The sequence below is a fragment of the Aurantivibrio plasticivorans genome (assembly GCF_055392955.1).
Genome location: NZ_AP036020.1, coordinates 1330001 through 1351918, shown reverse-complemented (window position 1 = coordinate 1351918; position 21918 = coordinate 1330001). Strand labels below are relative to the sequence as shown.

General features: G+C 48.2%; 28 protein-coding genes. 14 read left to right on the top strand and 14 right to left on the bottom strand.

Annotated elements, in window-relative coordinates; all coding sequences use genetic code 11:
• Positions 1–2: 2 nt before the first annotated feature.
• The gene (gene nth, locus ACZ5NB_RS06040) at positions 3–689 is read left to right on the top strand and encodes an endonuclease III (RefSeq protein WP_460232131.1); all 687 of its coding nucleotides are present in this window, start codon (positions 3–5) and stop codon (positions 687–689) included.
• A gap of 72 nt (positions 690–761) precedes the next feature.
• Here the strand turns inward: nth and ACZ5NB_RS06035 are convergent, their stop codons facing one another.
• Positions 762–1139: a hypothetical protein gene (locus tag ACZ5NB_RS06035; protein WP_460232130.1), complete on the bottom strand. Its 378-nt coding sequence runs from the start codon at positions 1137–1139 to the stop codon at positions 762–764.
• Between the two features lie 560 nt (positions 1140–1699).
• On the opposite strand from ACZ5NB_RS06035, the gene ACZ5NB_RS06030 reads away from it, so the two are divergent.
• From ACZ5NB_RS06030 to moaE, 6 genes are all read left to right on the top strand, one after another.
• Positions 1700–2053, top strand: a complete 354-nt coding sequence (locus tag ACZ5NB_RS06030; RefSeq protein WP_464107880.1) for an ArsC family reductase — start codon at positions 1700–1702, stop codon at positions 2051–2053.
• A 71-nt stretch (positions 2054–2124) separates the two neighbouring features.
• Positions 2125–3168, top strand: a complete 1044-nt coding sequence (dapD, locus tag ACZ5NB_RS06025; RefSeq protein WP_460236426.1) for a 2,3,4,5-tetrahydropyridine-2,6-dicarboxylate N-succinyltransferase — start codon at positions 2125–2127, stop codon at positions 3166–3168.
• Between the two features lie 9 nt (positions 3169–3177).
• Positions 3178–4323, top strand: a complete 1146-nt coding sequence (gene dapE / locus ACZ5NB_RS06020; RefSeq protein ID WP_460236425.1) for a succinyl-diaminopimelate desuccinylase — start codon at positions 3178–3180, stop codon at positions 4321–4323.
• 5 nt (positions 4324–4328) lie between these two features.
• A complete protein-coding gene (gene moaC, locus ACZ5NB_RS06015; protein ID WP_460232126.1) occupies positions 4329–4823 on the top strand; it encodes a cyclic pyranopterin monophosphate synthase MoaC in 495 nt (164 codons plus the stop codon).
• Positions 4824–4856: 33 nt separating this feature from the next.
• Entirely contained in the window at positions 4857–5111 is a 255-nt protein-coding gene (gene moaD / locus ACZ5NB_RS06010; protein ID WP_460232125.1) for a molybdopterin converting factor subunit 1, read from the top strand.
• Position 5112: 1 nt separating this feature from the next.
• Positions 5113–5571, top strand: a complete 459-nt coding sequence (gene moaE, locus ACZ5NB_RS06005) for a molybdopterin synthase catalytic subunit MoaE (RefSeq protein ID WP_460232124.1) — start codon at positions 5113–5115, stop codon at positions 5569–5571.
• Positions 5572–5635: 64 nt separating this feature from the next.
• Here moaE and ACZ5NB_RS06000 read toward each other — a convergent pair whose 3' ends face one another.
• Together ACZ5NB_RS06000 and ACZ5NB_RS05995 are read right to left on the bottom strand one after the other, a co-directional pair.
• Complete coding sequence (locus ACZ5NB_RS06000) at positions 5636–6247, bottom strand: hemerythrin domain-containing protein (protein WP_460232123.1); 612 nt, start codon at positions 6245–6247, stop codon at positions 5636–5638.
• Between the two features lie 527 nt (positions 6248–6774).
• On the bottom strand, positions 6775–7572 hold the full coding sequence (locus ACZ5NB_RS05995) for a class I SAM-dependent methyltransferase (RefSeq protein ID WP_460232122.1): 798 nt from the start codon (positions 7570–7572) through the stop codon (positions 6775–6777).
• A gap of 278 nt (positions 7573–7850) precedes the next feature.
• Between ACZ5NB_RS05995 and ACZ5NB_RS05990 the strand changes: the two genes are divergently transcribed.
• Positions 7851–8507: a TetR/AcrR family transcriptional regulator gene (locus tag ACZ5NB_RS05990; protein WP_460232121.1), complete on the top strand. Its 657-nt coding sequence runs from the start codon at positions 7851–7853 to the stop codon at positions 8505–8507.
• 32 nt (positions 8508–8539) lie between these two features.
• Here ACZ5NB_RS05990 and ACZ5NB_RS05985 read toward each other — a convergent pair whose 3' ends face one another.
• Entirely contained in the window at positions 8540–9007 is a 468-nt protein-coding gene (locus ACZ5NB_RS05985; protein WP_460232120.1) for a hypothetical protein, read from the bottom strand.
• 149 nt (positions 9008–9156) lie between these two features.
• Here ACZ5NB_RS05985 and ACZ5NB_RS05980 point away from each other — a divergent pair, with 149 nt between their 5' ends.
• Positions 9157–9627 carry a leucine-rich repeat domain-containing protein gene (locus ACZ5NB_RS05980; RefSeq protein ID WP_460232119.1) on the top strand — a complete coding sequence of 157 codons (471 nt, stop codon included), beginning with the start codon at positions 9157–9159 and terminating at the stop codon, positions 9625–9627.
• Positions 9628–9660: 33 nt separating this feature from the next.
• Here ACZ5NB_RS05980 and ACZ5NB_RS05975 read toward each other — a convergent pair whose 3' ends face one another.
• The 6 genes from ACZ5NB_RS05975 to fabV form a co-directional block, all read right to left on the bottom strand.
• Entirely contained in the window at positions 9661–9942 is a 282-nt protein-coding gene (locus tag ACZ5NB_RS05975; RefSeq protein ID WP_460232118.1) for a PilZ domain-containing protein, read from the bottom strand.
• A 207-nt stretch (positions 9943–10149) separates the two neighbouring features.
• On the bottom strand, positions 10150–11304 hold the full coding sequence (gene bamC / locus ACZ5NB_RS05970; protein WP_460232117.1) for an outer membrane protein assembly factor BamC: 1155 nt from the start codon (positions 11302–11304) through the stop codon (positions 10150–10152).
• A gap of 101 nt (positions 11305–11405) precedes the next feature.
• Positions 11406–12281, bottom strand: coding sequence for a 4-hydroxy-tetrahydrodipicolinate synthase (gene dapA, locus ACZ5NB_RS05965; protein ID WP_460232116.1), 876 nt, complete (start codon positions 12279–12281; stop codon positions 11406–11408).
• A gap of 155 nt (positions 12282–12436) precedes the next feature.
• The gene (lpxL, locus tag ACZ5NB_RS05960) at positions 12437–13381 is read right to left on the bottom strand and encodes an LpxL/LpxP family Kdo(2)-lipid IV(A) lauroyl/palmitoleoyl acyltransferase (protein ID WP_460232115.1); all 945 of its coding nucleotides are present in this window, start codon (positions 13379–13381) and stop codon (positions 12437–12439) included.
• Between the two features lie 33 nt (positions 13382–13414).
• Entirely contained in the window at positions 13415–14302 is an 888-nt protein-coding gene (locus tag ACZ5NB_RS05955) for an MBL fold metallo-hydrolase (protein WP_460232114.1), read from the bottom strand.
• Positions 14303–14324: 22 nt separating this feature from the next.
• Positions 14325–15509: an enoyl-ACP reductase FabV gene (gene fabV, locus ACZ5NB_RS05950; protein ID WP_460232113.1), complete on the bottom strand. Its 1185-nt coding sequence runs from the start codon at positions 15507–15509 to the stop codon at positions 14325–14327.
• A gap of 351 nt (positions 15510–15860) precedes the next feature.
• Between fabV and ACZ5NB_RS05945 the strand changes: the two genes are divergently transcribed.
• Entirely contained in the window at positions 15861–16313 is a 453-nt protein-coding gene (locus ACZ5NB_RS05945; RefSeq protein WP_460232112.1) for a tellurite resistance TerB family protein, read from the top strand.
• 108 nt (positions 16314–16421) lie between these two features.
• Here the strand turns inward: ACZ5NB_RS05945 and ACZ5NB_RS05940 are convergent, their stop codons facing one another.
• The 3 genes from ACZ5NB_RS05940 to ACZ5NB_RS05930 form a co-directional block, all read right to left on the bottom strand.
• On the bottom strand, positions 16422–17033 hold the full coding sequence (locus tag ACZ5NB_RS05940) for a hypothetical protein (protein ID WP_460232111.1): 612 nt from the start codon (positions 17031–17033) through the stop codon (positions 16422–16424).
• Positions 17033–17398 carry a response regulator gene (locus ACZ5NB_RS05935; RefSeq protein ID WP_460232110.1) on the bottom strand — a complete coding sequence of 122 codons (366 nt, stop codon included), beginning with the start codon at positions 17396–17398 and terminating at the stop codon, positions 17033–17035. The genes ACZ5NB_RS05940 and ACZ5NB_RS05935 overlap by 1 nt, the downstream gene beginning before the upstream one ends.
• Positions 17399–17477: 79 nt before the next feature.
• Entirely contained in the window at positions 17478–17759 is a 282-nt protein-coding gene (locus ACZ5NB_RS05930; RefSeq protein WP_460232109.1) for an acylphosphatase, read from the bottom strand.
• An 89-nt stretch (positions 17760–17848) separates the two neighbouring features.
• Between ACZ5NB_RS05930 and arsC the strand changes: the two genes are divergently transcribed.
• Genes arsC through sppA form a run of 4 tightly spaced genes read left to right on the top strand, consistent with a single transcriptional unit; the run spans position 17849 to position 21110 of the window.
• Complete coding sequence (gene arsC, locus ACZ5NB_RS05925) at positions 17849–18193, top strand: arsenate reductase (glutaredoxin) (protein WP_460232108.1); 345 nt, start codon at positions 17849–17851, stop codon at positions 18191–18193.
• Positions 18194–18206: 13 nt separating this feature from the next.
• On the top strand, positions 18207–18812 hold the full coding sequence (gene wrbA / locus ACZ5NB_RS05920; RefSeq protein WP_460232107.1) for an NAD(P)H:quinone oxidoreductase: 606 nt from the start codon (positions 18207–18209) through the stop codon (positions 18810–18812).
• Positions 18812–19249 carry a DUF2069 domain-containing protein gene (locus ACZ5NB_RS05915; protein ID WP_460232106.1) on the top strand — a complete coding sequence of 146 codons (438 nt, stop codon included), beginning with the start codon at positions 18812–18814 and terminating at the stop codon, positions 19247–19249. The genes wrbA and ACZ5NB_RS05915 overlap by 1 nt, the downstream gene beginning before the upstream one ends.
• Positions 19242–21110, top strand: coding sequence for a signal peptide peptidase SppA (gene sppA, locus ACZ5NB_RS05910; protein WP_460232105.1), 1869 nt, complete (start codon positions 19242–19244; stop codon positions 21108–21110). The genes ACZ5NB_RS05915 and sppA overlap by 8 nt, the downstream gene beginning before the upstream one ends.
• An 86-nt stretch (positions 21111–21196) precedes the next feature.
• On the opposite strand, the gene hda is transcribed toward sppA, so the two are convergent.
• The gene (hda, locus tag ACZ5NB_RS05905) at positions 21197–21913 is read right to left on the bottom strand and encodes a DnaA regulatory inactivator Hda (RefSeq protein ID WP_460232104.1); all 717 of its coding nucleotides are present in this window, start codon (positions 21911–21913) and stop codon (positions 21197–21199) included.
• Positions 21914–21918: the final 5 nt, after the last annotated feature.

The following is a 21918-nucleotide window of genomic DNA, read 5'->3' as shown; positions in this document are numbered from 1 at the left end:
GCATGGCGTCCACCAGTATTGAGTTGAAACCAAACCCAACGAAACTGCAGCGCGCGGATATCGTGCTGAAACGTTTGCAAACACTCTATCCAAAGCCACCTATTCCACTCGACCACAAAGACCCTTACACACTGCTTGTTGCTGTATTGCTATCAGCGCAATGTACGGACGAGCGAGTCAATCAAGTGACGCCAGCTTTGTTCGCTCTTGCAGATCACCCGAAGGATATGGCGAAACAACCGGTGGAGAAAATTCAAGCGATTATTCGCCCTTGCGGTTTGTCACCTCAAAAGTCGAAAGCCATCGCAAAATTGTCACAAATACTCATAGATGAACACGGCGGTGAAGTCCCCAATGATATGGATGCTCTGGAAAAGCTACCGGGTGTCGGGCATAAAACAGCGGGCGTTGTAATGGCTCAAGCGTTCGACGTACCGAGCTTTCCCGTCGATACTCACATCCACCGCCTTGCTCAGCGCTGGGGATTGACCAATGGTAAAAATGTTGCGCAAACAGAAAAAGACCTAAAACGACTGTTCCCCCAAAACTATTGGAACAAATTGCATCTGCAAATTATTTATTATGGCCGTGAATACTGTTCGGCTAGAGGGTGTGATGGCACGATCTGTGAGCTTTGTAGAACTTGCTACCCTAACCGCAAACGTGCAAAAAAAACCAAAAAAGCCTAGCTCTTCGGCAGTGGACAGACATAAAAAAACCGGCTGCTTGCCGGTTTTTTTATGTGGAACGCCTAACGACAATTAATCTTCGTTTTTTGGCGCAAGCGATAAGGTACTCATATCGACGTCGTTTTCAAGAAAGCTGACGGTATGACGAGTCATTACTTCATCATTGCCGAAATAATTTTTCATCTCGCTTTCCATTCGGCATACCGCCCCTACATCTTGGATGGCTTTGATATATCGGTGCGCCTCGGCAAGCGGCAAACTATGCTTGAGCGTGATGACCTTTCCGGAGAATAAACGCTCTAGTTGACGACGGCTGTTGATTTTAAAACGGCTCGCAAAGTTACGTACGACCAAATCACGATCATAGCCGCGCGCGGTTTCCCCCCAAAAAACTACCCGATAGGTAGCTTGGGCGTTAATACTACTATTTTCTGATACTAATGCTGACACAAGTCGACTCCGATCCTTTAGTCTTCATAGGGCTTTCCCCCGCAGCAACGGCTGCAGCGCCCCCAATTACATCCGAATATAAGCTGCACAAAACGAATTATCTGCGCATTCAAGAAAGGTACTTCCTAGAGATCTTACCTTGAGACACCATCACGCCTGTCTCATAGCGTTGATAGACGAAGCATTATGTTAAGTGGAACGACTTTAACTGACTTTCTTAAAAGACTAATGCTTAAGGGGTCAATACTTAATAAGTGATTCTGCTTAGCGCCCGCCCATCAAGGCTAACTTTTTAATTCTAATCCTTGCGTCACTTTGATGTCTAGGCCATTTTCAAGTTCCAAAGCACGATAATGGCTGATGATGTGACCTTATAGCCATTTATTTTAATAGTGATTTGCTGTTATTGCCGAACCTGTAGGTCGCTGCACTTCATAAAGCACTCTCCCACCAATCAAGACGCCATTCGGGTTCGAACATCCCACCTGGAATCTGGTATCCTTACCGCCCTTTTCGAACTGGCAACAACCGCCAAGGTCTCAATCAGCAACGAAGGCACTATGAGCAAACCAACGATTTTCGGCATCCCCAACTGCGATACAGTTAAAAAGGCCCGTAAGTGGCTTGAGAGTCAGGGAGTTGACTATGAATTCCATGATTTTCGCAAAGATGGTCTATCTAAAAGCCAAGTCGCAGACTGGCTCAAAACCATCGATGCCGGTAAGTTGGTAAACAAACGCAGCACCACTTGGAAGCAGCTGCCCGAGAAACAAAAGGAAAACCTCGACGCTAAGATTATTCCATCTTTGCTGGTTGAAAACCCAACTTTGATTAAAAGACCTCTTCTCGAAATTGATGGCCAAGCGATATCGGTTGGCTTCAGTGAGAAGGACTACCAACAACTACTCAAATAAACACGCGCTTTGGCAGCAGCCAATGGGCCGCTGCGCCTCTTTCAATTATTTAATAGTATAGGAATCACACCATGTCTCAGTTGTATAGCTTCGGCCTCGGCATCGGCACTCACAACAGCAAGCAAGAATGGCTCGAAGTATTTTATGCACAGCCACTGCTAAACCCTAGCGAATCTCTCACCACCGCCATTGGCAGCGCAATTGGCTACAACGGTGGCAATCAAGCAATCGACCTCGACAACGCAAAACTACAAGCAATCGTAGCTGCTTGCAGCGCACAAGGTTCCGATGAAGGGAAAGCGATTGCCGAACTCGCCGGCAAAATGCAAGACAGCAAAGCGCCTTGTGTTGCCACTTTGCTTGAAACCGACAGCGCACCAAGCTCTGTTCCCGAAGGCTACCTTAAACTACAGTTGATTTCTCACCGGTTGGTTAAACCACACGGGACCGACCTCACCGGCATTTTTGGTGCACTGCCCAATGTCGCTTGGACAAACCAGGGGGCCATTGATATCGCAGAGCTACCAGAACGCCAGCTTCAAGCTCGCTTAAAAGGCGAAGTACTGGAAGTTGCTTGCGTCGATAAATTCCCGAAAATGACTAATTATGTTGTACCTGGAGGTGTTCGCATCGCACATACTGCACGCGTGCGTCTCGGCGCCCACTTAGGTGAAGGAACAACTATCATGCACGAAGGCTTCGTGAACTTTAACGCGGGCACGGAAGGACCAGGGATGATCGAGGGGCGTATTTCAGCAGGCGTAATGATCGGATCAGGCTCTGACCTAGGCGGTAGCAGTTCGACTATGGGCACACTGTCTGGAGGCGGCAAGCTAGTCAACGGCGTTGGCAAAGAATGTTTGATTGGCGCCAATGCGGGGATTGGTATTCCTCTGGGAGACCGCTGCATTGTTGAGGCCGGCTTGTATGTCACGGCAGGTACAAAAGTCGCAATGCTCGACCAAGAAGGTAAAGTATCGTCTTATGCGAAGGCCCATGAGCTGGCTGGAAAAAGCGATCTACTATTCTGGCGCAACTCGCAAACAGGCGCAGTGGAATGCAAAACCAATAAAACCGCTTTCGAGCTTAACGAAGAGCTTCACAAAAACAACTGAGGCAACTTCATGAGCCATTCACCTACCGTTGACTTGGCGTGCGAATTAATTCGCCGCCAATCGGTTACGCCCGAAGATGCTGAGTGCTTAACACTCATTGGCGACCGCCTGAGTGCTATTGGCTTTACGCTCACGCCCCTGCCCTTTGATGAAGTCAGTAATCTCTGGGCAGTACGCGGAGATTCTGGGCCTTTGCTGGTTTTTGCGGGGCATACCGATGTCGTACCGACCGGCCCCTTAGAGCAGTGGGACACACCACCCTTTGAGCCGACGATTAAAAACGACTTAATATATGGTCGCGGCGCGGCCGATATGAAAGGCAGCATTGCCGCCATGATCACAGCCTGTGAGCGGTTCGTGGAAACCAATCCTCATCACGCAGGACGCATTGGGTTTCTATTAACCAGCGATGAGGAAGGCCCAGCAATCAACGGCACCGTGAAAGTTGTCGACTGGCTACAAAGCAACAATGAGCAGATTGATTGGTGCATCATTGGAGAACCCACAAGCAGCAACAAGCTAGGCGACATTATCAAGAATGGTCGACGTGGTTCACTCAACTTCAATTTGACCATCAACGGCCAACAAGGTCACATCGCCTACCCGCAGTTAGCAGAAAACCCTATCCATCGACTAGCGCCAGCGCTAGATGCCCTGGTAAATGAAGTGTGGGATGAAGGTAATGAATACTTTCCTGCAACAAGCTTTCAGATCTCAAACATTAATGCCGGTACCGGCGCGACAAACGTTATCCCAGGTAGCGTCAACCTGTTAGGAAACTTTCGTTTTTCTACCGAGGTGACTGATCAAGCATTGCGTCATCGTACCGAGACAATATTGAACGCTCACAAACTTAACTACGACATAGAATGGAATCTCAGCGGGCAACCCTTTATAACCCCTGTTGGCACACTCGTTACTGCCGTGCAATCCGCCATTTCAAAAGTCACTGGCTATGACACAAAGCTTTCTACCAGCGGCGGCACATCAGATGGACGATTCATTGCACCAACTGGCGCACAAGTTATTGAGTTGGGCCCTCTCAATGACACCATTCACAAGGTGAATGAATGCGTAAGCGCAACGGATCTCGACACACTATCGTCGGTGTATTATGAATGCCTGCAAAACATCTTGACCAATACAAGCGTATAACCAGCATGTCGAAACTTACCCACTTAGATAGTCAAGGCCACGCCCATATGGTGGACGTCGGACAAAAAGACGTAACCGAGCGAAGCGCGACCGCACAGGCGATCGTCAGTATGAAATCGGAAACACTGACGATGATTACTGATGGTGGTCACAAGAAAGGCGACGTTCTGGCTGTTGCTCGGATTGCCGGCATCCAAGCGGCAAAAAAAACTCACGACTTAATTCCACTTTGCCACCCATTGCTTTTGACCTCAATAAAAGTCGAGCTTACACCCAACTCAATCGACAATTGCATTGAAATTAAAGCCACCTGCAAACTCGCAGGAAAAACCGGTGTCGAAATGGAAGCGCTAACCGCAGCGTCTGTCGCCGCTTTAACCATATACGACATGTGCAAAGCGGTCGACCGAGGTATCGTCATATCCAATATCCTCCTGGTCGAGAAAAAAGGTGGCAAGTCAGGTCACTGGCAGAGCAAACCAGAAGATACAAACGCTTAACACATACTATTGTCAGTTCGAGGCGAGTAAACAATGCAGGTAAAGATTTTGTTTTTTGCGCATTTCCGCGAGACGCTAGATTGTGACGAAATCACGATAGACCTCAGCGATCATTCGCCGACTGTAGATGATGTAATCAATGAGCTAACTCTTAAAGGTGATAACTGGGCTGATATTTTAGGACAAGAGCAGCTCCTTATAGCGGTCAATCACGCCGTCAGCACACGTGCACAAATTCTTTCAGATGGGGACGAAGTCGCATTCTTCCCCCCCGTCACTGGCGGCTAACATGATTAGTATTCAACACGCAGACTTCGATGTGAGTAGCGAATACCGCTGGCTCCGAGAACAATCGAATTCACCGGGAGCTATTGTCACTTTTAGCGGCTTAGTCCGTGAGATATATCAGGACCAAGACATCGTCGCGTTAGAGCTTGAGCACTACCCTGGTATGACCGAAAAAACGCTGCAACAAATCATTGATACGGCCAACCAACGTTGGCCAATTGATTGCGTCAAAGTTATTCATCGAGTGGGCCGCATTGAAGCAAATGAACAGATAGTATTCGTCGGTGTCAGTAGCGCTCACCGCCATGCAGCGTTTTCGGCGTGCGAGTTCATAATGGACTTTTTAAAAAACGACGCCCCGTTTTGGAAAAAAGAAATTACACCAACCCAAACCTACTGGGTCGAAAAAAAAGCTAGTGACGAAAGCGCAGCTGCGAAATGGCAACCTGCCAAGCCCTAAGTTAATAGTTCTTATATCTATCTGCACAATTCAACAGCAGGCAAAACCGGTCGCACAGCGGCCTTTATTGAGACACTCGCTCCAACCGCGAAAATCCTCTAGCATGGACACTTCTCCCCTCGGCTTGCCCCGTTTGGATGATTGAACGATACAACGATGCAAACTCGCCTTTCACTGCAGCGGAAAACACTGGATCGCTAGCACCCTCTATTCTTGAAGTCATATTGTCCCAGTCCTTGTCCATAACGAACCTTTCGAATAATGGATAGACCTCCATGTTTTCAAAGTGGATATGCTCAATCTGTCGCTCAGTATACTCTCGCCCAGCAGTCACCAGATCATCAATACTAACAACGGTATCATTCGCAACGGCATTGAATACATTTTCAGCTCGCTGAGACAATTTTTCGAGCTGGTGATGCTCAGCTCTCATTCGCCAGAGCTTCTCTGACTGAGGAAGGTTTTTTTTGAGAAGAGATTCAATCGCGAGATCCTCAAGAGGGTGATGATACCCCTCAGGATAAACACGAAAGCACTCGATAATATCAAGAATCAACGGCAAGCGCGCGTGCTCGGAGTGAGCCTCCTCGTAACGAGTTACCTCAGCGTCGAGACATTGCAGCAACCGAATGAAGTTAAAGTGGTCAGCATAAAGTTGCGAAAGGGCTGGATGCATAAATCACCTCGCAAAGGGTTGTGAAGGCACGTCGAGCTGTCGCCATTAGCTTTCCTAGACTAACCAATGGTCTCGCCATCAAAAATAAACGCTATCACAAGTTAATTACAAATCTCTTGATTTGCTTCAACCGAGTTCACAGTTTTGTTATTCGCGCCGCTCTTACCACTATTGAGAATATAAATATAAATTTTTAAGCACGATAGCAACTAACAAAGCACGCTATAGACAGCTAAACTATAGAGCAGTCACCCAACGAGATCTTTTGAACGCATGGCATCTTCAGGCCCACTGTCTTCGCGACCGAGCATTCAGGCACAACGGTCGCGAGAAAATAGAATCTTCCGCAATTTCAGGCTAGGGCTTTCAACGTTCTTTACGAGCATGGCTATTCTCTACCTAATCAAAACTCAATTAGAGCCATCGCTTTATCAAGAAGTTTGTGTGGCAATATGTGTACTAATAATGACTTTCGGTTTTTTTCTAGCGATAGCGGCGGAGTTGCAATTTATCTGGTCTCGCCTGAGCTATTTTGTACGATCTAAATGAGTCGGCATCTTTGCTTTGACATAGACATCAAAGCGAATGGTTTTCCCCTTTATCGAAAAGCTTGGCGCTTTCCCAGCGAGCACAGGCGCCGTCAAGGGTCGCTTCACCACAACTCGATAACGAGCATTATCGATTGCAGGTAATAAAAGCATATCAGCATCGACATCATTACCCACTAAGTGATGAAAAATTTGCATGCCCTTTTTAACTTTTGCACTTTTTTTACGCGCAGGGAACATAGGGTCTAAATAAATAACATCAGGAATTTCTTCAACATCACTACACGAATGCTCAGAAAGAATCATTTTCTCCACGAGGCATTTAAGTGAATCATCTTTTTCACCAACGTCACTCGCCCTCTTCAAACCATCGTTTAACAATGCTTTGACAACACCGTGCCTCTCAAACATTCGCACCTTACCCGCATACTGAGCAATAACAAAAGCATCCTGGCCAAGCCCTGCGGTTTGATCCCACACCAGCGGTTTTATACCACCTTGAATCCCGAGCGCTTTAATAATGTCGGGCTTAGCTTCTTGTTGCCGTCTCCGAAACCCCAGCTTGCCTTCCACAAAATCGACTCGTAGTGCACCACCAATTTTGCCGCCTACCTCTACCAGCATTAATCCAAGCTCAGTAAACGATAAATAGTAGCCCTCCGTAATCGCTCCCGGTAACTCTGACAAAACGGACAAAGATAATTCAGTCGCGCTCTCGGTAATATGACGCGGCAAGTCGGCTATCACGACACGGGTTACTAAATAGGGTACAAACATTAAATTTTTTCTCGATGTAAAATTTATTTAACCGTGTTCACATTTTACAACATACTTGGATAAATTTATGACGACACAATCTGATATAAAGGACGATACGTGATAGCTTTATGTTATACGTTTAGTTAACGTATGCTGTTGGCTTCAAGTGGTGCGACATTGGTCATACAAAAACATTTACGCGGAGCCAATACACCAGATGTACTTATTGCCACCCATAAAACGCACAGCTGAGCATAATAAGCGTGAAGGCGTGGAAAGAATACAAGGCTGTTCACATGTCAGAAATAAGCGATGTAGCTGAAATCACTCGCCCTTACCATCACGGCGACCTAAAACAAACCTTAATTGATGCCGCCTGCAGACATATCGCCAGCGGCGGTACAGAGAAGTTGAGTTTGCGAGCGCTTGCGCGCGAGGCTGGCGTTTCACCAACGGCCCCTTATCGCCATTTCTCAACCAAAAATAGCTTGCTCGCCTCTATTGCATACGAGGGTTTTTCAGAGTTACAGAAATGCCTAGATACCATTAGCGAGCAAAAAATCTCTGATCCCTATGAACGCTTAGTCAAACTAGGTGTGGCTTACGTTAACTACGCTGTTGAAAACCCGGTTAAATACCATTTAATGTTCGGCGACGTGTTAGCCGACTTTACTGCATACGAGAATCTGCAAAAATCCGTCGAAACCGTTTTCGCACTGGTCGCTAGAGAATTAAACCAAGCCAAAGAAGAAGGGTTTGTCTCTGAAGCGCCCTTTGAAGAATTAGCCGCGTATGTTTGGTCTTGCCTGCATGGCTTAGCAAATTTAATCGTTAACAAACGACGACGCTTAGAGTTTCCCGATAAAACCCTAGGTATTTCCGTCATTCATTACCTAACCCAAAACGTCGAGAAGATCATGAAGCGCGTTATTCAAGGTCTGTCGATGGCGTAAGGACGGGTCGGCTGCCTCGCGCGGCCCTCGGTTTATCTAGAAGATATTTTAGGCAACACTTTAACGTCCATCCCTAGTCGATTGATCACCTTCTGTAGAGCCTCACCAGCCACCATATCTTCACACGAAAGCACTCGGTGTCGGCCTTCATAGTCCAGCACGCCAAACGCAATTAACTGCTGATCAAGCCCAAGACGGCGATGGCACTGTGACAACGCGACATCAAAGATAACCTGATCGCCGAGCGCACCCTTCCATTGATGCATCACATTCGCGGTGTAGCGATAGCCATCAATGACAACTCGTTCATTCCCTTTGCTCATAGAGGCATTGACTAAACTCCGCGATGAAGCGACCTGTATCCATCCAACCCACTGCGCTCGCTGAACACGGTTCTGCCAATCCGAATGGGAATCGGCGACTACGCTTTCGTCAGCGGAAGAGACCGGTGGCAAACAAACCACGGTAGTCAGTAGAATTGTCAGAAATCGATATCTCATGGAGCGTTGCATTACCGCGTCAGGCCCACCAGGGCACCATTGAACCTGCCAGTTAATCCTATCTATCTCAAGCCCTGGCTAACGAGTCGGCGCCTAGCATACACTTACGCTTTGACAGGTTCCACCTTAGCCACTTTCAAGGGCCTCCCATGATAAGCTCGAATTTCCGCCTACTGTCCATTGCCGCCTTCACTGCACTAGTCAGCGGCTGCAGTCGCTATAGCTTTACCCTGAACGATCAACCGATCTCGTCAGTCAAACCAATTTCAACTGTCGAAAATATTCCCGATAAGCACTTATACGCGTGTGTAAACCAACACCTGCATGACAACCGCTTCCAACACCCAGAGGAGTTAACCACCCTCAACTGCAGCTTTAATCGTATAAGTTCTCTCGAAGGGATCCAGCAGCTGACAAACATCCGCCAACTATCTTTGAAAGATAACCAGTTGATCGCTATAGCGATCCTTTCTCAGCTGCCTCAACTGTCTTGGCTGGATGTCTCCCTCAATCCCGAGTTGGACTGTAGGCATCTCGATCTCATAGCGAAAACCCTCGGCGAGGGACTTGAAGTGATTGCACCCGCGCACTGCGAGCACAACAATAAAAAAAGGATTTAAATAAACTAGCGATAAATGACGCGGGCTTGCTATCTAAGGTGAGGGTAAGTGAGGGGTAAACATTAAGCCAACGACGTTACGATGCTGGTGCATCACTTTCATCACGACGGGCTCTTCATTGATGGTGCCCACCATTTTTCGAAAAACGACTTTTACTACGGTTCCGACCGGAGGGTTTGGCTGGTTTTCAATCTTAACAGAAGCCCCTCCATCAGAGATATCCTGAGTAAAACCCACAATTGTGCCAAACGCGGGGTGAGTAATCTCGACCCGAATCGTGGTGGACATCCGTTCAAAACGCCGGCGCTCGTCCAATGCTCAGTCTCCTAAAGATAAATATCATGGTTGTGTCGAGAGCACTTGCCTATAAAGAAGCTTGCAACGCCATCGACCTATATAACTAATAGTTCAAAAATAGCACTTTGTCCCATCCAAACGCAAAGCTCTATCCGTAAAACGCGACCAATTGCCAAATGTCAGTTCCAGAGGGTGCACTCACAGCGCACCAACTAAGATCGTTGATTAGATTAAGTTGCGCTTAATGATACCGAGAAGCTCTCGCGCATCGCGCGCAACCAAAGGCCTACCGTAGGCATCCCTTACATAAACCTCTATCGAATCACTATGCTCAACAACCAATAAAAGATAACCGGGTAAATCAGCTAATGACTTGGCATCTGTAAATGCTGCGGGTGGAAATAATGTCCTATTCTGCGGTGTATCCTGAATATTTAAGTGCTCGATTATCTCAGTTAAGGAATACTCGACCTCGTCTTCTTCATCGCTAAACCAGCCGCTAAAAAAGCCTTCACTTTCATCAGGACTGGTGTAAGTGACGTAAACGATATTAGATTTTCGATCCAACTCTATTAAGCGCAAACCCTCTTGCTTGACGGCATAAGTCAAAGTCGCCCAAGCACGTTCAGGCACGAGCTCAAGTCGCAATATTGGCTCTTTGTTTTTGGTATCAAAAAATACTTTCTCATCACCACCGATCGTTTGCGCCAATAGCGATGCCGATGCGGAGTTCACCTCACTAGCCAAGGTCGCAGCCAGTTCGTCGACTAACCATGCCTCGCGTTCAGGGCTACTTGAGACATCCGGCCATAGAATGTCCGCAGGTAACTCATCTGCACGAGGAAGTTGTATGTGTAATACATGAATCTCCGAGCTTTCGGGCTGCACACCTTGCTCTACACGTATTTGGTAGCGATCTCGGTGATCCGGATCATCTTTAAAACTCAGCCAGGATGTTTCAATTAAACCAACTTCTGGGTTAGTTCGAGACACCTGAAGATTGTTGTTTGCAAGAAAACTACGCACGCGCGGCCATAGCTCTGCGGGTGGTGTATTGATAGCAATCCAACGCTTGTTTGATAAGCTTTGGATTTTCACCTTCTCAGAAAAAACGTTGGCCGACAGCGGTTGTGGCCGAGGCACTCTGAAAGAGTCAGGATATTCCCAATCAGCGTTATTCAGAGCGGGCACTTCGTATAACTGAGTAAATCGCTCTTGATCAGCGTCTTCAGGCAACTTCATTGGCGGAATAGACTCCGCATCCAAATAGTCATCACTCTTATCTGGAAACAAACCGTCATCGCCAAATAACACACCACACCCCGACAAGCTCAATACTAACCAGGTTACTCCGACGGTCTTCGGTACAAGATACTTCATTATTATGTCTTCACTTCGCTTTGAGATCACTTTCAGTATGTTGGGCTGCTGATCAACCTATAGGACATCAACCCCGCTGAAAGGATCCTTAGCGTCTTATTTTAGAGCAGTCCAGCGTGCTGCAAGCTTGCGCGCACCTGGTCGTGATATTGTTCTGCCAATGGCGTTAAAGGCAAGCGAATACCGCTATCAATTTTGTTCATTTGCTGTAGCGCCCACTTCACAGGAATTGGATTCGCCTCTAAAAACAACGCGCTGTTCAGCGGCGCCAAGCGCGCATCGATCTCTTCTGCAGCCGCTCTATTTCCCGCAATGGCGTGAGCACACAATTGAGAGACTTGATCCGGCGCAACATTCGCAGTAACGCTGATGTTGCCTTTACCACCCATCAACATCAACTCCATTGCCGTCGCGTCATCTCCTGAAAAAACAGTGAAATCACTCGGCACAGCGTCTATTAGCTTTTTAGCTCTCTCGAGATCACCTGTCGCTTCTTTAATGGCGACAATGTTGTCCACTTCGCTTAAAGCTATCACTGTATCGTGAAGCAAATCGACTGCCGTTCGACCAGGGACGTTATAGAGAATCTGAGGAATGTCTACGGCTTCTGCTATGGCTCGATAATGCTGGAACAAGCCATTCTGAGATGGCTTGTTGTAGTATGGTGTCACTAAGAGACAGGCGTCCACGCCGATATCTTTGGCCAACTGCGTTAACTCAATTGCCTCCTCCGTCGAGTTCGCGCCAGTACCAGCAATGACCGGAATCCGACCCTGAGCTTTATCCACCACCGCTTTGACTACCTTCATGTGATCGGGCACGGTTAACGTAGGCGATTCGCCGGTCGTACCCATCGCAACAATGGCATTGGTGCCTTGCTCGATATGCCATTCCACTAGACGGTCTAGAGCGGGCCAATCAAGCTGATTATCGGCAGTCATTGGGGTTACCAAGGCAACCATACTACCCTGCAACATGGTGATCTCCATAAGGTAAAACAATTGGTGGTCGGCAAAGCGCTATCGCTCTTGCCTAAAAAAGGGGGCCAATCTTACTGCCCTTGGACTGCCTCGGCAACATAGAGGCAGCGGCGCATTCTAACGCGGATTGAGTTTGCCTGTCTCGAAAGACTTTATCGGTCGGTTTTACGATACAGATCGCCCTCTCCCTCGGGGCGGGTTTTAAAGCGGCGGTGTACCCACAGATACTGATCAGGTTGCATTCGCACGCACTTTTCCACATGGGCATTTAAATACGTGGCATTCTCGACATCGTCAGCAGAGGGATAGTTTTCCCACGCTGGCATGACCCACGCTTTATAGCCTTCGATACCAGGCTTTCGAGCACACATGACCGGAATGACAGGCACCTTCGCCATTTTTGCCATACGCGCCATCGCCGTCACTGTGGCAGCCTGCACGCCAAAAAAGGGGGCAAATACGCTATGATTTTTGCCGTAATCTTGATCGGGGAAGTACGCCACAAAGCGGCCCTGTTTCAACTTTTTCACCATCGACCGCACATCCCCTGCCGCGACAACATCTGAGCTGTCGGCGCGCCCGCGCGCACGATGCTGCAAGTAATCGTAGACTTTGTTGCGATGGGGACGATAGGTCATATCTAACTTGTCGACGTTACTGGAAAATGTAGCCCCCCAGATTTCTAATGTCGTGAAGTGCAAACTCAATATAATCGCACCCTGCCCAGTAGCCTGGTGCTCGCGCAAAATTTCCAGCCCCTCCACCTGCACCAAACCTTGAATACGTGCACGCGGCCAAAACCATGCCATACCCGATTCAAACACAGCCATAGCCGTTGAATAAAAATTCGCTTTTAAGAGCTGTTCCCGCTCAAACTCACTGAGCTCTGGAAAACACAGCTCAAGGTTTCTCTCGGCAACCCTGCGTCGCGAGGGGGCGACATAATAAAATACTACCGACAACACTGCAGCCAGCACCCTATGGACAGCATAGGGCAACTGAGAGATGGCAAACCACAGCAAGAATAAGAGCCAGGTAACCCAATAACGAGGATGAAACAACGCGAGAGAAAAGCGTGGTTGTGATTTTGTATCCAATTGATAAGGTCGCTATATAAAGAGGTTTATTCGCTAGTCGCCAGTGTAGAGCCACAACTCATCGTCATACAACCAATGCTGTTCAGCATGTTTACGCGCGCGACCTTCTTTTTCTAGTTTTAGCAGGTGAGCCCATAAGGAAAGCTTGGCAATGCGGTATAGCCGTTCATCAACATCGGCATACACCTCGCGCATTAAGGTATCGAGGGATGAGTCTGGGGATCGTTTTAATCCCGTAATGACTTTGACTTCACGCGACAGGCGATGATCAATAATCTGCTGTACGACCTCGTGGGCAGAAGCCATCAAATGGCCATGCGCGGGAGCCAACAGCTCGATATCGTACTCGAGTAGAAGTTTGAGGGACGCAATATAATCAGCCATATCGCCGCTGGGCGGAATGATTACGACGGTAGCTCCTTGCATAATATGATCGCCCGTAAACACCATACGATCATCAGCCAGGTAGAAACAAAAATGATTGCCGACATGCCCAGGCGTATGCAAAGCACTTAGCTGATATTCATCGCTAGGAATTTGTTGCAGATGCGTCAACGTTACATCGGGAACAAAACTCTTGTCTTGGTGCGCATCATCGGCCAGAAGAGAGCCAAACAATTGCGCACCTGTTTTTTCTTTCAAAAGCTTTGCCGCGGGAGAGTGATCGGCGTGAGTATGAGTGACGACAATTTTATTCAGCTTTCCGTCGCACGCCTCAATAATTGCATCGATATGAGAGTCGATCGCAGGCCCTGGATCCAATACCGTTACGTCGTCATCTCCGATCAAAAAGGTATTGGTTCCGGGCCCCGTCATAGGCCCCGCGTTCGGTGCAGTGATACGCCTGACCTTAGGGCTTACCTGAATGGCACTCCCCACGGTAATCGTTTTTTCAACCACACTGGTATGCAAATCTGCCATTATGATTAGATCTCAGGAGTGATTAAAACTCCGCTGGCACCTCGGTACTAACATCAGCGTCGTAATCAACACCATCAACACCAAAGCCAAATAGCTTCAAGAACTCATCGCGATATCCCTGAAAATCGGTAAGATCACGTAAGTTCTCTGTCGTCACTTGTTCCCATATTTCATTCACCTTGCCTTGCACAGCAGGATCGAGCTCTTTCTCATCAACACGGAAACGATTCGCGTCGTCCAGGCGGGGAGAGTCGGAGTACAAACACTCAGTATACAAACGATACAATTGCTCGATAGGCCCTTCATGGGATCCGTTTTCTTTCATGACTTTAAATAGAATCGACATGTACAGCGGCATGATAGGAATAGCAGCACTCGCCTGACTCATAATAGCTTTAAGAACCGCAACGTTGGCTTGTCCGCTCACGGCCGATAGTGTGCTATTCACTTCGACAACAGCGCGATCCAAATCTTCTTTCGCTTTACCAATTGCCGCCTTACCGTAGATCGGCCAAGTAATCGAGTCGCCGATGTAACTCAAGGCAATTGTTTTACATCCATCTGCTAATAGACCGTTTTTATTGAGAACATCCATCCAGATTTCCCAGTCTTCACCACCCATCACCTTAATAGTGCCAGCAATTTCTTCATCGGTGGCTTTTTCAATCGTTACGTCACTGATTTCTTCTTTGTCAGTATTCAAACTTTTACAGGTTACGTCGCTACCAATGGGCTTAAGAAAGCTGCTGTAGACTTCGCCGGAATCAGGATCCGTGCGCCGTGGAGAAGCGAGACTATAAACCACTAAATCAACTGGCCCCATGCCCGACTTTAATAAATCAACTACCTGTTGTTTAACTTCATGACTAAATGCATCACCATTAATGCTGGCAGAATAACGTCCCGCTTCTTTCGCGGCTGTCTCAAACGCCGCCGAGTTGTAAAACCCAGCAGAACCCGTTTTGCGATCAGTTGCTGGCTTTTCGAAAAACACCCCCACGGTATCGGCCTCACAACCAAACGCTGCGGTAATTCTCGCGGCCAAACCGAAGCCCGTCGATGACCCGATGACTAGAACCTTTTTAGGACCACCGCTAATAGGCCCTTGAGCTTTGATGTAGTCAATTTGCTCTTGTACATGAGCTGCACAGCCAACTGGATGAGCATTGGTACAAATAAAGCCACGGTATTTTGGTTTGATAATCATTCAATCACCTTTTCAATAGGTTCTACGTTTTACAACCAACGACCAGTAAGGTTTTGCATCAGCTTGGCAAACCTGGCCATTCGCTTTAGGCTACCCAGAACCCAATGGGTCTGAGATGAAAGCGGCCATTATAGACTGAGACTCGTGCTAATGGCACATATCCAGGCGCCGCAAAAAAGATTTGTTGGTGAGATATTGAACGATAAACGGTTAAAGTTATCTCACTTTTAAGATGCCAGCGATGCGCTTGTTGAACAGACAGCTATGGCCGATTAAATATCAACCAGCCTTACCACTCCACATTGAGCCGACATCGCCGTAAATACATAGTAAGCAATACGGATAATCAGAATGTTATCACTTGTTCAAAAGTTGATCCGCGACGTCTCCGATCAACAACAACCTACCAGCCAACCCAAACACCACCGGCAGCTCGCCTGCGCCGCTTTACTCATTGAGGTTGCTTACGCCGACAACGACTGCAGTGACACAGAGCAACGCGCTCTACATGACATGCTTGCCAGTAAATTCGAGCTGTCGACAGCAGAACTTGATGAACTTATTCGTAGTGCACAGCAAAGCCAGCAAAGTGCCACGTCACTTTACGAATTCACACAACAAATTAACAACCACTACAACAGCGAAGAGAAATTCCAGCTAGTCGAGAGTATGTGGTCGATGGCTTTTGCGGATGGCGTCATCGACAAATACGAAGAACATTTGATAAGGCGAGTTGCTGAACTTATTTATGTCTCTCACTCAGATTTTATTCGCGCGAAGCTTAGTGCCAAACCGGAGCGCTAGCCCGGCCGATTAGTCGGGTCAAGAGCAAACATTAACGCGGTTTTATCGGCGGAGGGCAGGAACAGTTAGTCAACCGAGAGATTTCGACAGGCTGGAGTTGCAGCAGTGTTAGTCATTCAGCAAAGATTCTAGCGCTTCAACTAGCGCCTCAACGACTTCATCAGGCAAGAGCAACAGCAAATCGCAATTGAATGGGTGATCCTCGAGATGGTAATTGATTTCTACGGAGACGACATGATCCCAAGAGGCGATATCGGTAAACGCCAGCTGTTCTAGGGGAACATGAAGAGACAACAAGTCCGGCTCGCACACTTCGATGCTGGACTCCATCAGTTCCGCTAGCTGGGGCAAACAGGTGTTGTTAATGCACAAGGTCAAATCCAGAAGCAGTTGCTTTCGAGCCTCATCATTGACCAACTCCCGCCCTGTCGTTGAGGCTAAATCTTCGAAGCTTGGGTCGGTAATGACGACCATGGAATAACCGCCATGCTCACCCATGCTAAAAAATTGCGCCGCACTCGATACGCGATCAACGCCATGCAGACTCGATAATGCCTCTGATATTTGCGATGGTTGAATATAGCGGATCTTAGGAATAGACAGGTTAACAAATACTTTCGCGAAATCGGCAAGAGACTCTCCTGCCGCGCCCATGGCCACGTTACAAAGCTCTTGCAAGCAGTCGCGGTGCTCTTCACTAAACGGTAGCGCCCCACTCATTACATCAACCCGTAGGTTTGCAGAACAGCAGATAGCTTATCTTTACTGATGGGCTTCTTAATAAAGTCCAGTGCTCCCAAGCCCAACACACGCTCTCGCGCCTCGGGCTGAATATCACCAGAGATGACAATCACCATGCTCTTAAGTTGTTCATCTTTAATGGCTTTAAGCACCTCATAACCGTCCATTTCCGGCATGGTGAGATCCAAAAACACCATCTCACCCTTGCCGCTGCGGATGGCCTCAATACCTTCGGCGCCATTAGAAGCGTATTCGATATCCACATCCCACCCTTCCGGTAAGGAGCGGAACACTTGCTTGCGAGCCATACTTGAGTCGTCGCAGATTAGTACGGGAATACCCATGGAGAGCCAACTTTCCTTTGCTGTTTCCTATCAGTATAGACAGCATATTCGACCTTGCAGCCGCTAAATAACCATCAAATTAACCCGTTTTAAATCCATCCAATGGCCCACACTCGACAACCTGCCACTCAAGGTGCTCAACAAAACTGCCTGGCGGGCCTGAACTTAATCGTGACTTGAGCTTTTGTAGCGCATCGCTGGGTCCTTGCATTAATACTTCCACACCGCCATCGCTCAGGTTTTTCGCATAGCCGGAAACCCCTAGCTCAATAGCGTGGTTGCGAACAAAGTTGCGAAAGCCAACGCCCTGCACACGCCCTTCTACCAGCGCTTTTGCACTTACGCATTTTTGATCCTGCATATATCCCTCCTGTTTCTGCCCAGCCCGACTACCATTAGGGTACAATAGCGCGCTTTGCCGACTGATTTTTGACTGATAGGCCAACAACCATGACTACCATTTACCATAACCCTCGCTGCTCAAAATCGCGCCAGACTCTGGCCCTTTTGGAAGAACAAGGTATCAAGCCCACCATTGTCGAATATTTGGAAACACCACCGAACGAAAGTGAGATCAAAACCCTCGTCAGCCAGTTGGGCATCACCCCGCGAGAACTATTACGCAAAGGCGAAGACGCCTACAAGGATAACAATTTAAAAAATCCTGATCTGAGCGACGATGACATTATTGCCTTCATGGCCAAGTACCCAAAACTTATCGAGCGTCCCATTGTGGTCAAAGGCAAAAAAGCAGCGCTTGGGCGACCACCTGAAAACGTATTAACCATCCTTTAATGGCAACAGCAACATGAGTTCTCCTTATATTTTAGTGCTCTATTACAGCCGCAGCGGTAGCACTCGAGAAATGGCAATGCAGATTGCCCGCGGCGTCTCGCAAGTCAGTGGCATGGAAGCGCTGCTGCGCACCGTACCTGCGGTATCCGCAACCAGTGAAGCCGTAGAGCCCTCCGTTCCTGACGAAGGTGCTGTCTATTGCACCGAGGAAGAATTAAAAAATTGCGCAGGACTCATCGTCGGCAGCCCAACACGATTTGGCAACATGGCCTCGGCGATGAAATATTTTTGGGACAACACTAGCAGTAGCTGGCTGAGCGGTAATTTAATCGGCAAACCTGCGGCGGTATTTACCTCATCCGCCAGCTTGCATGGCGGACAGGAATCCACGCTACTATCCATGCTACTGCCGCTACTACACCAGGGCATGTTGATCACCGGTATTCCCTACAGCGAACAAGCCCTCAATGACACCGAAGCAGGCGGCACACCTTATGGGGCCAGTCATTGGGCAGGCGCCGATGGTAAGCGCCCCTTTACCGACGACGAAAAAACCTTGTGCCAAGCGCTTGGCAAACGGGTTGCACAGATCGCCACATCATTAAGAACGAGTCACTAATGTCCCAACAAATTTTTCGGCGCAACCTTATCATCGCCCTTTTCATTAACGCTGCGGCGTTCATCACGACTATCGCGGTGATTAGCTACGCCAACCTAACCCAAGACACCGGTTCATGGATTCGATGGACGGTTCAGTGCTTTGCACTTTTGTTGGTTTTGCCAGGCATGCTGCGATTAAAATTCCGCGCCTACAGCTGGCAAGGGTTTATTGCGATGCTGTATTTTATTCCGGCGGTACTCAAGTTTATGTCGCCGCAAGGCGATACTGGCGACACTATATTACTTATTGCCACGCCCTCCTTGGCAATTTCCGCTGGCTATTGCAGCCGCTGGTTACAACGCCTAACCGCAGATTCTGAATCTGACGTTGCTGAGCCAACCTATTCTAAAACAGACAACACCAACACATTGAGCGAGAGAGACAACAATGAGTGATGCCCGCCCCGGTCTGGTGAAACAAATTTTTTCGGGTATTGGAAAAACTATTTCGTGGACGCGTGTTATCGTCATTAACTCAGTGTTCCTGATTCTTCTTATCGTCATTGCGTCAAGCCTATTCGGCCCAGGGCTGAAACCGCTACCCGAAAGAGCACCACTGAGAATTAATATCAGTGGGTTTTTAGTGGATCAAAAAAGTTACATCGACCCAATAACGCAATTGATGGGGCAAGGACAAGGCCCAGCCGAAACACTCGTACGTGATGTCACACGAAGTATTCACGCCGCGACCAATGATCCCCGTGTTAGCAAATTAATTATCGATCTCCAATATTTTGCTGGCGGCGGAATAAGTAAGCTCGAGGAAATTGGTCAAGCGCTCGACAAGTTCAAAACATCTGGGAAGGAAGTTATTGCGGTTAGTGATTTCTACACCCAAAACCATTACTACCTCGCCAGTTATGCCGACCAAGTCTACCTTCACCCAATGGGTTCGGTGATGCTAACCGGTTACGGTAGTTATCGAAATTACTATAAAGACGCACTCGATAAGCTTAGCGTTAACATGCATGTGTTCCGGGTTGGCGAATACAAAGACGCGGTTGAACCGTTCCTACGCAGCGACATGTCAGAAGAGTCTCGCGAACATAATAGCCAGTGGATCAATCAACTCTGGTCTGTATACACCAGTCGCGTTGAGTCATTGCGTCAGCTACCTGCGGGGGCAATTAACGATTACATCAATAATTTTACCGAACACCTAAAAAGTGTCGACGGGGACGCTGCACAACTTGCTCTAAACACGCGCTTAGTAGACCAACTCGCCAGCCGCGCGGAGCTTCGCCGTAAATTTATTCAAGAGTTTGGCGAAGGCGACGATGATGATTACCTCGCCATCGACTTTCAACACTACGTTGCTCACTTAAACAGAGAAACCATTAAAGCACCAGACCGTGTGGGTTTGATAGTTGCCAGCGGCACAATTTACGACGGCCAACAACCTCCCGGAAGCATTGGCGGCGATTCACTCGCTGATTTATTCCGTCAAGCACGCGATGACGACAGCATTAAAGCCGTCGTGTTGCGTATTGATAGCGGCGGCGGTAGCGCCTTTGCATCGGAAGTTATTCGCAATGAAATTGTCGCCACCCAGGCCGCAGGAAAGCCCATTGTGGTCTCAATGGGTAGCGTCGCCGCTTCAGGCGGTTATTGGATTGCTGCAAACGCCGATGAAATATGGGCAACACCTACAACAATCACTGGCTCCATCGGTGTGTTCGCTATCTTTCCTACGCTGGAAACCAGCTTAGAAAAAATTGGCGTCACCACAGACGGCATTGGCACCACTGAGTTATCCGGGGCAATGCGTATCGACATGCCCGTCTCACCGGCCGCTGCTGGCGTACTGCAGGCCCAAGTGGACAACATTTATCGCCGCTTTATCAATTTAGTGGCCGAAGGCCGCAACACCCACCCAGACTTAATCCATCCTATCGCGCAAGGGCGAGTATGGAGCGGTAGCAGCGCGCAGGATTTTGGATTGGTCGATCAACTTGGCTACCTAGATGATGCCATCGCATCCGCCGCGAAGCGTGCCAACCTCGATTCATTCACTATCGAATTAATCGACGTTAAGCTCTCGCCATTTGAACAACTGATTCAAGACATGTCTGCCAATACGTCAGCCATTATGTCCAAAGTAGGTGTCGGGTACCGAGACAGAAGTGGCGCACAGCTGCTTCGCACTGTGGCCGAAAATCAATACAAGGCCGTGACAGATTTTTCCAATCTAATCACGACGATGCGTAATCCGCACGATGCGCTTGCGCACTGCACGCACTGTTTGGTCCCCCAGTAAATAGACGATAATACTTAAAAACAAAAACGCCGGCGCTTTCTGCTCCGGCGTTTTTATGAGGAGAGTACTTTTAATCGAAAGTACTTTTAGAGCTTTAAAACCTGTTTGATAAATGGAATTGTCAGCTTACGCTGCTCTTGCAGGGACGCCTCGTCAAGCTGATCGAGCAAATAAAATAAGTCGTTCATATCCCGTGGCGCGCGGTTAAGAATAAACTGACCAACTTCTTCGCTCATCACCATGCCGCGCCCTTTCGCACGCGAACGCAATGCCGCGACCTTCTCGACGTCATCCAGAGGCACAACTTGATAGGTCTCCCCCCAGGTCAAGCGTGAACGCAAGTCTGCTAATGACACACTAATCTGCGAGGGAGGATAAATCGACGCAAACAGCATTTTTTTATTCAGATCGCGAAGCTGATTAAAGCAATTAAATAACGCCTCATCCCACTGAGGATTTCCGGCAACAGATTCTATGCTGTCAAAACACACTAGATCAAAATGCGCCATCCCTTCCAATAACGCCGCCGGGTCAAAGCCAGCTAATTCACCCAAAGGCAAATACTGGGCACTGATGTTCTGACGCTCAGCTTCGTGGCAACTCGCTTGCAACAAGTGTGTCAAGCCCGCACCGGACGCTCCCCAAAGGTAAACGACACTGGCATCTGAAGTTTCTAACTGTTTAAGCAGTGCAGAAACAACCTGAGCATTTCCCGAGTCGGGAGGAATGAAAAAATTATCAAATGTAGCGGTATCGTGAAGCGATACACCTAACGACATTTGTTGTGGAAAGTCACTCACCATGTTTG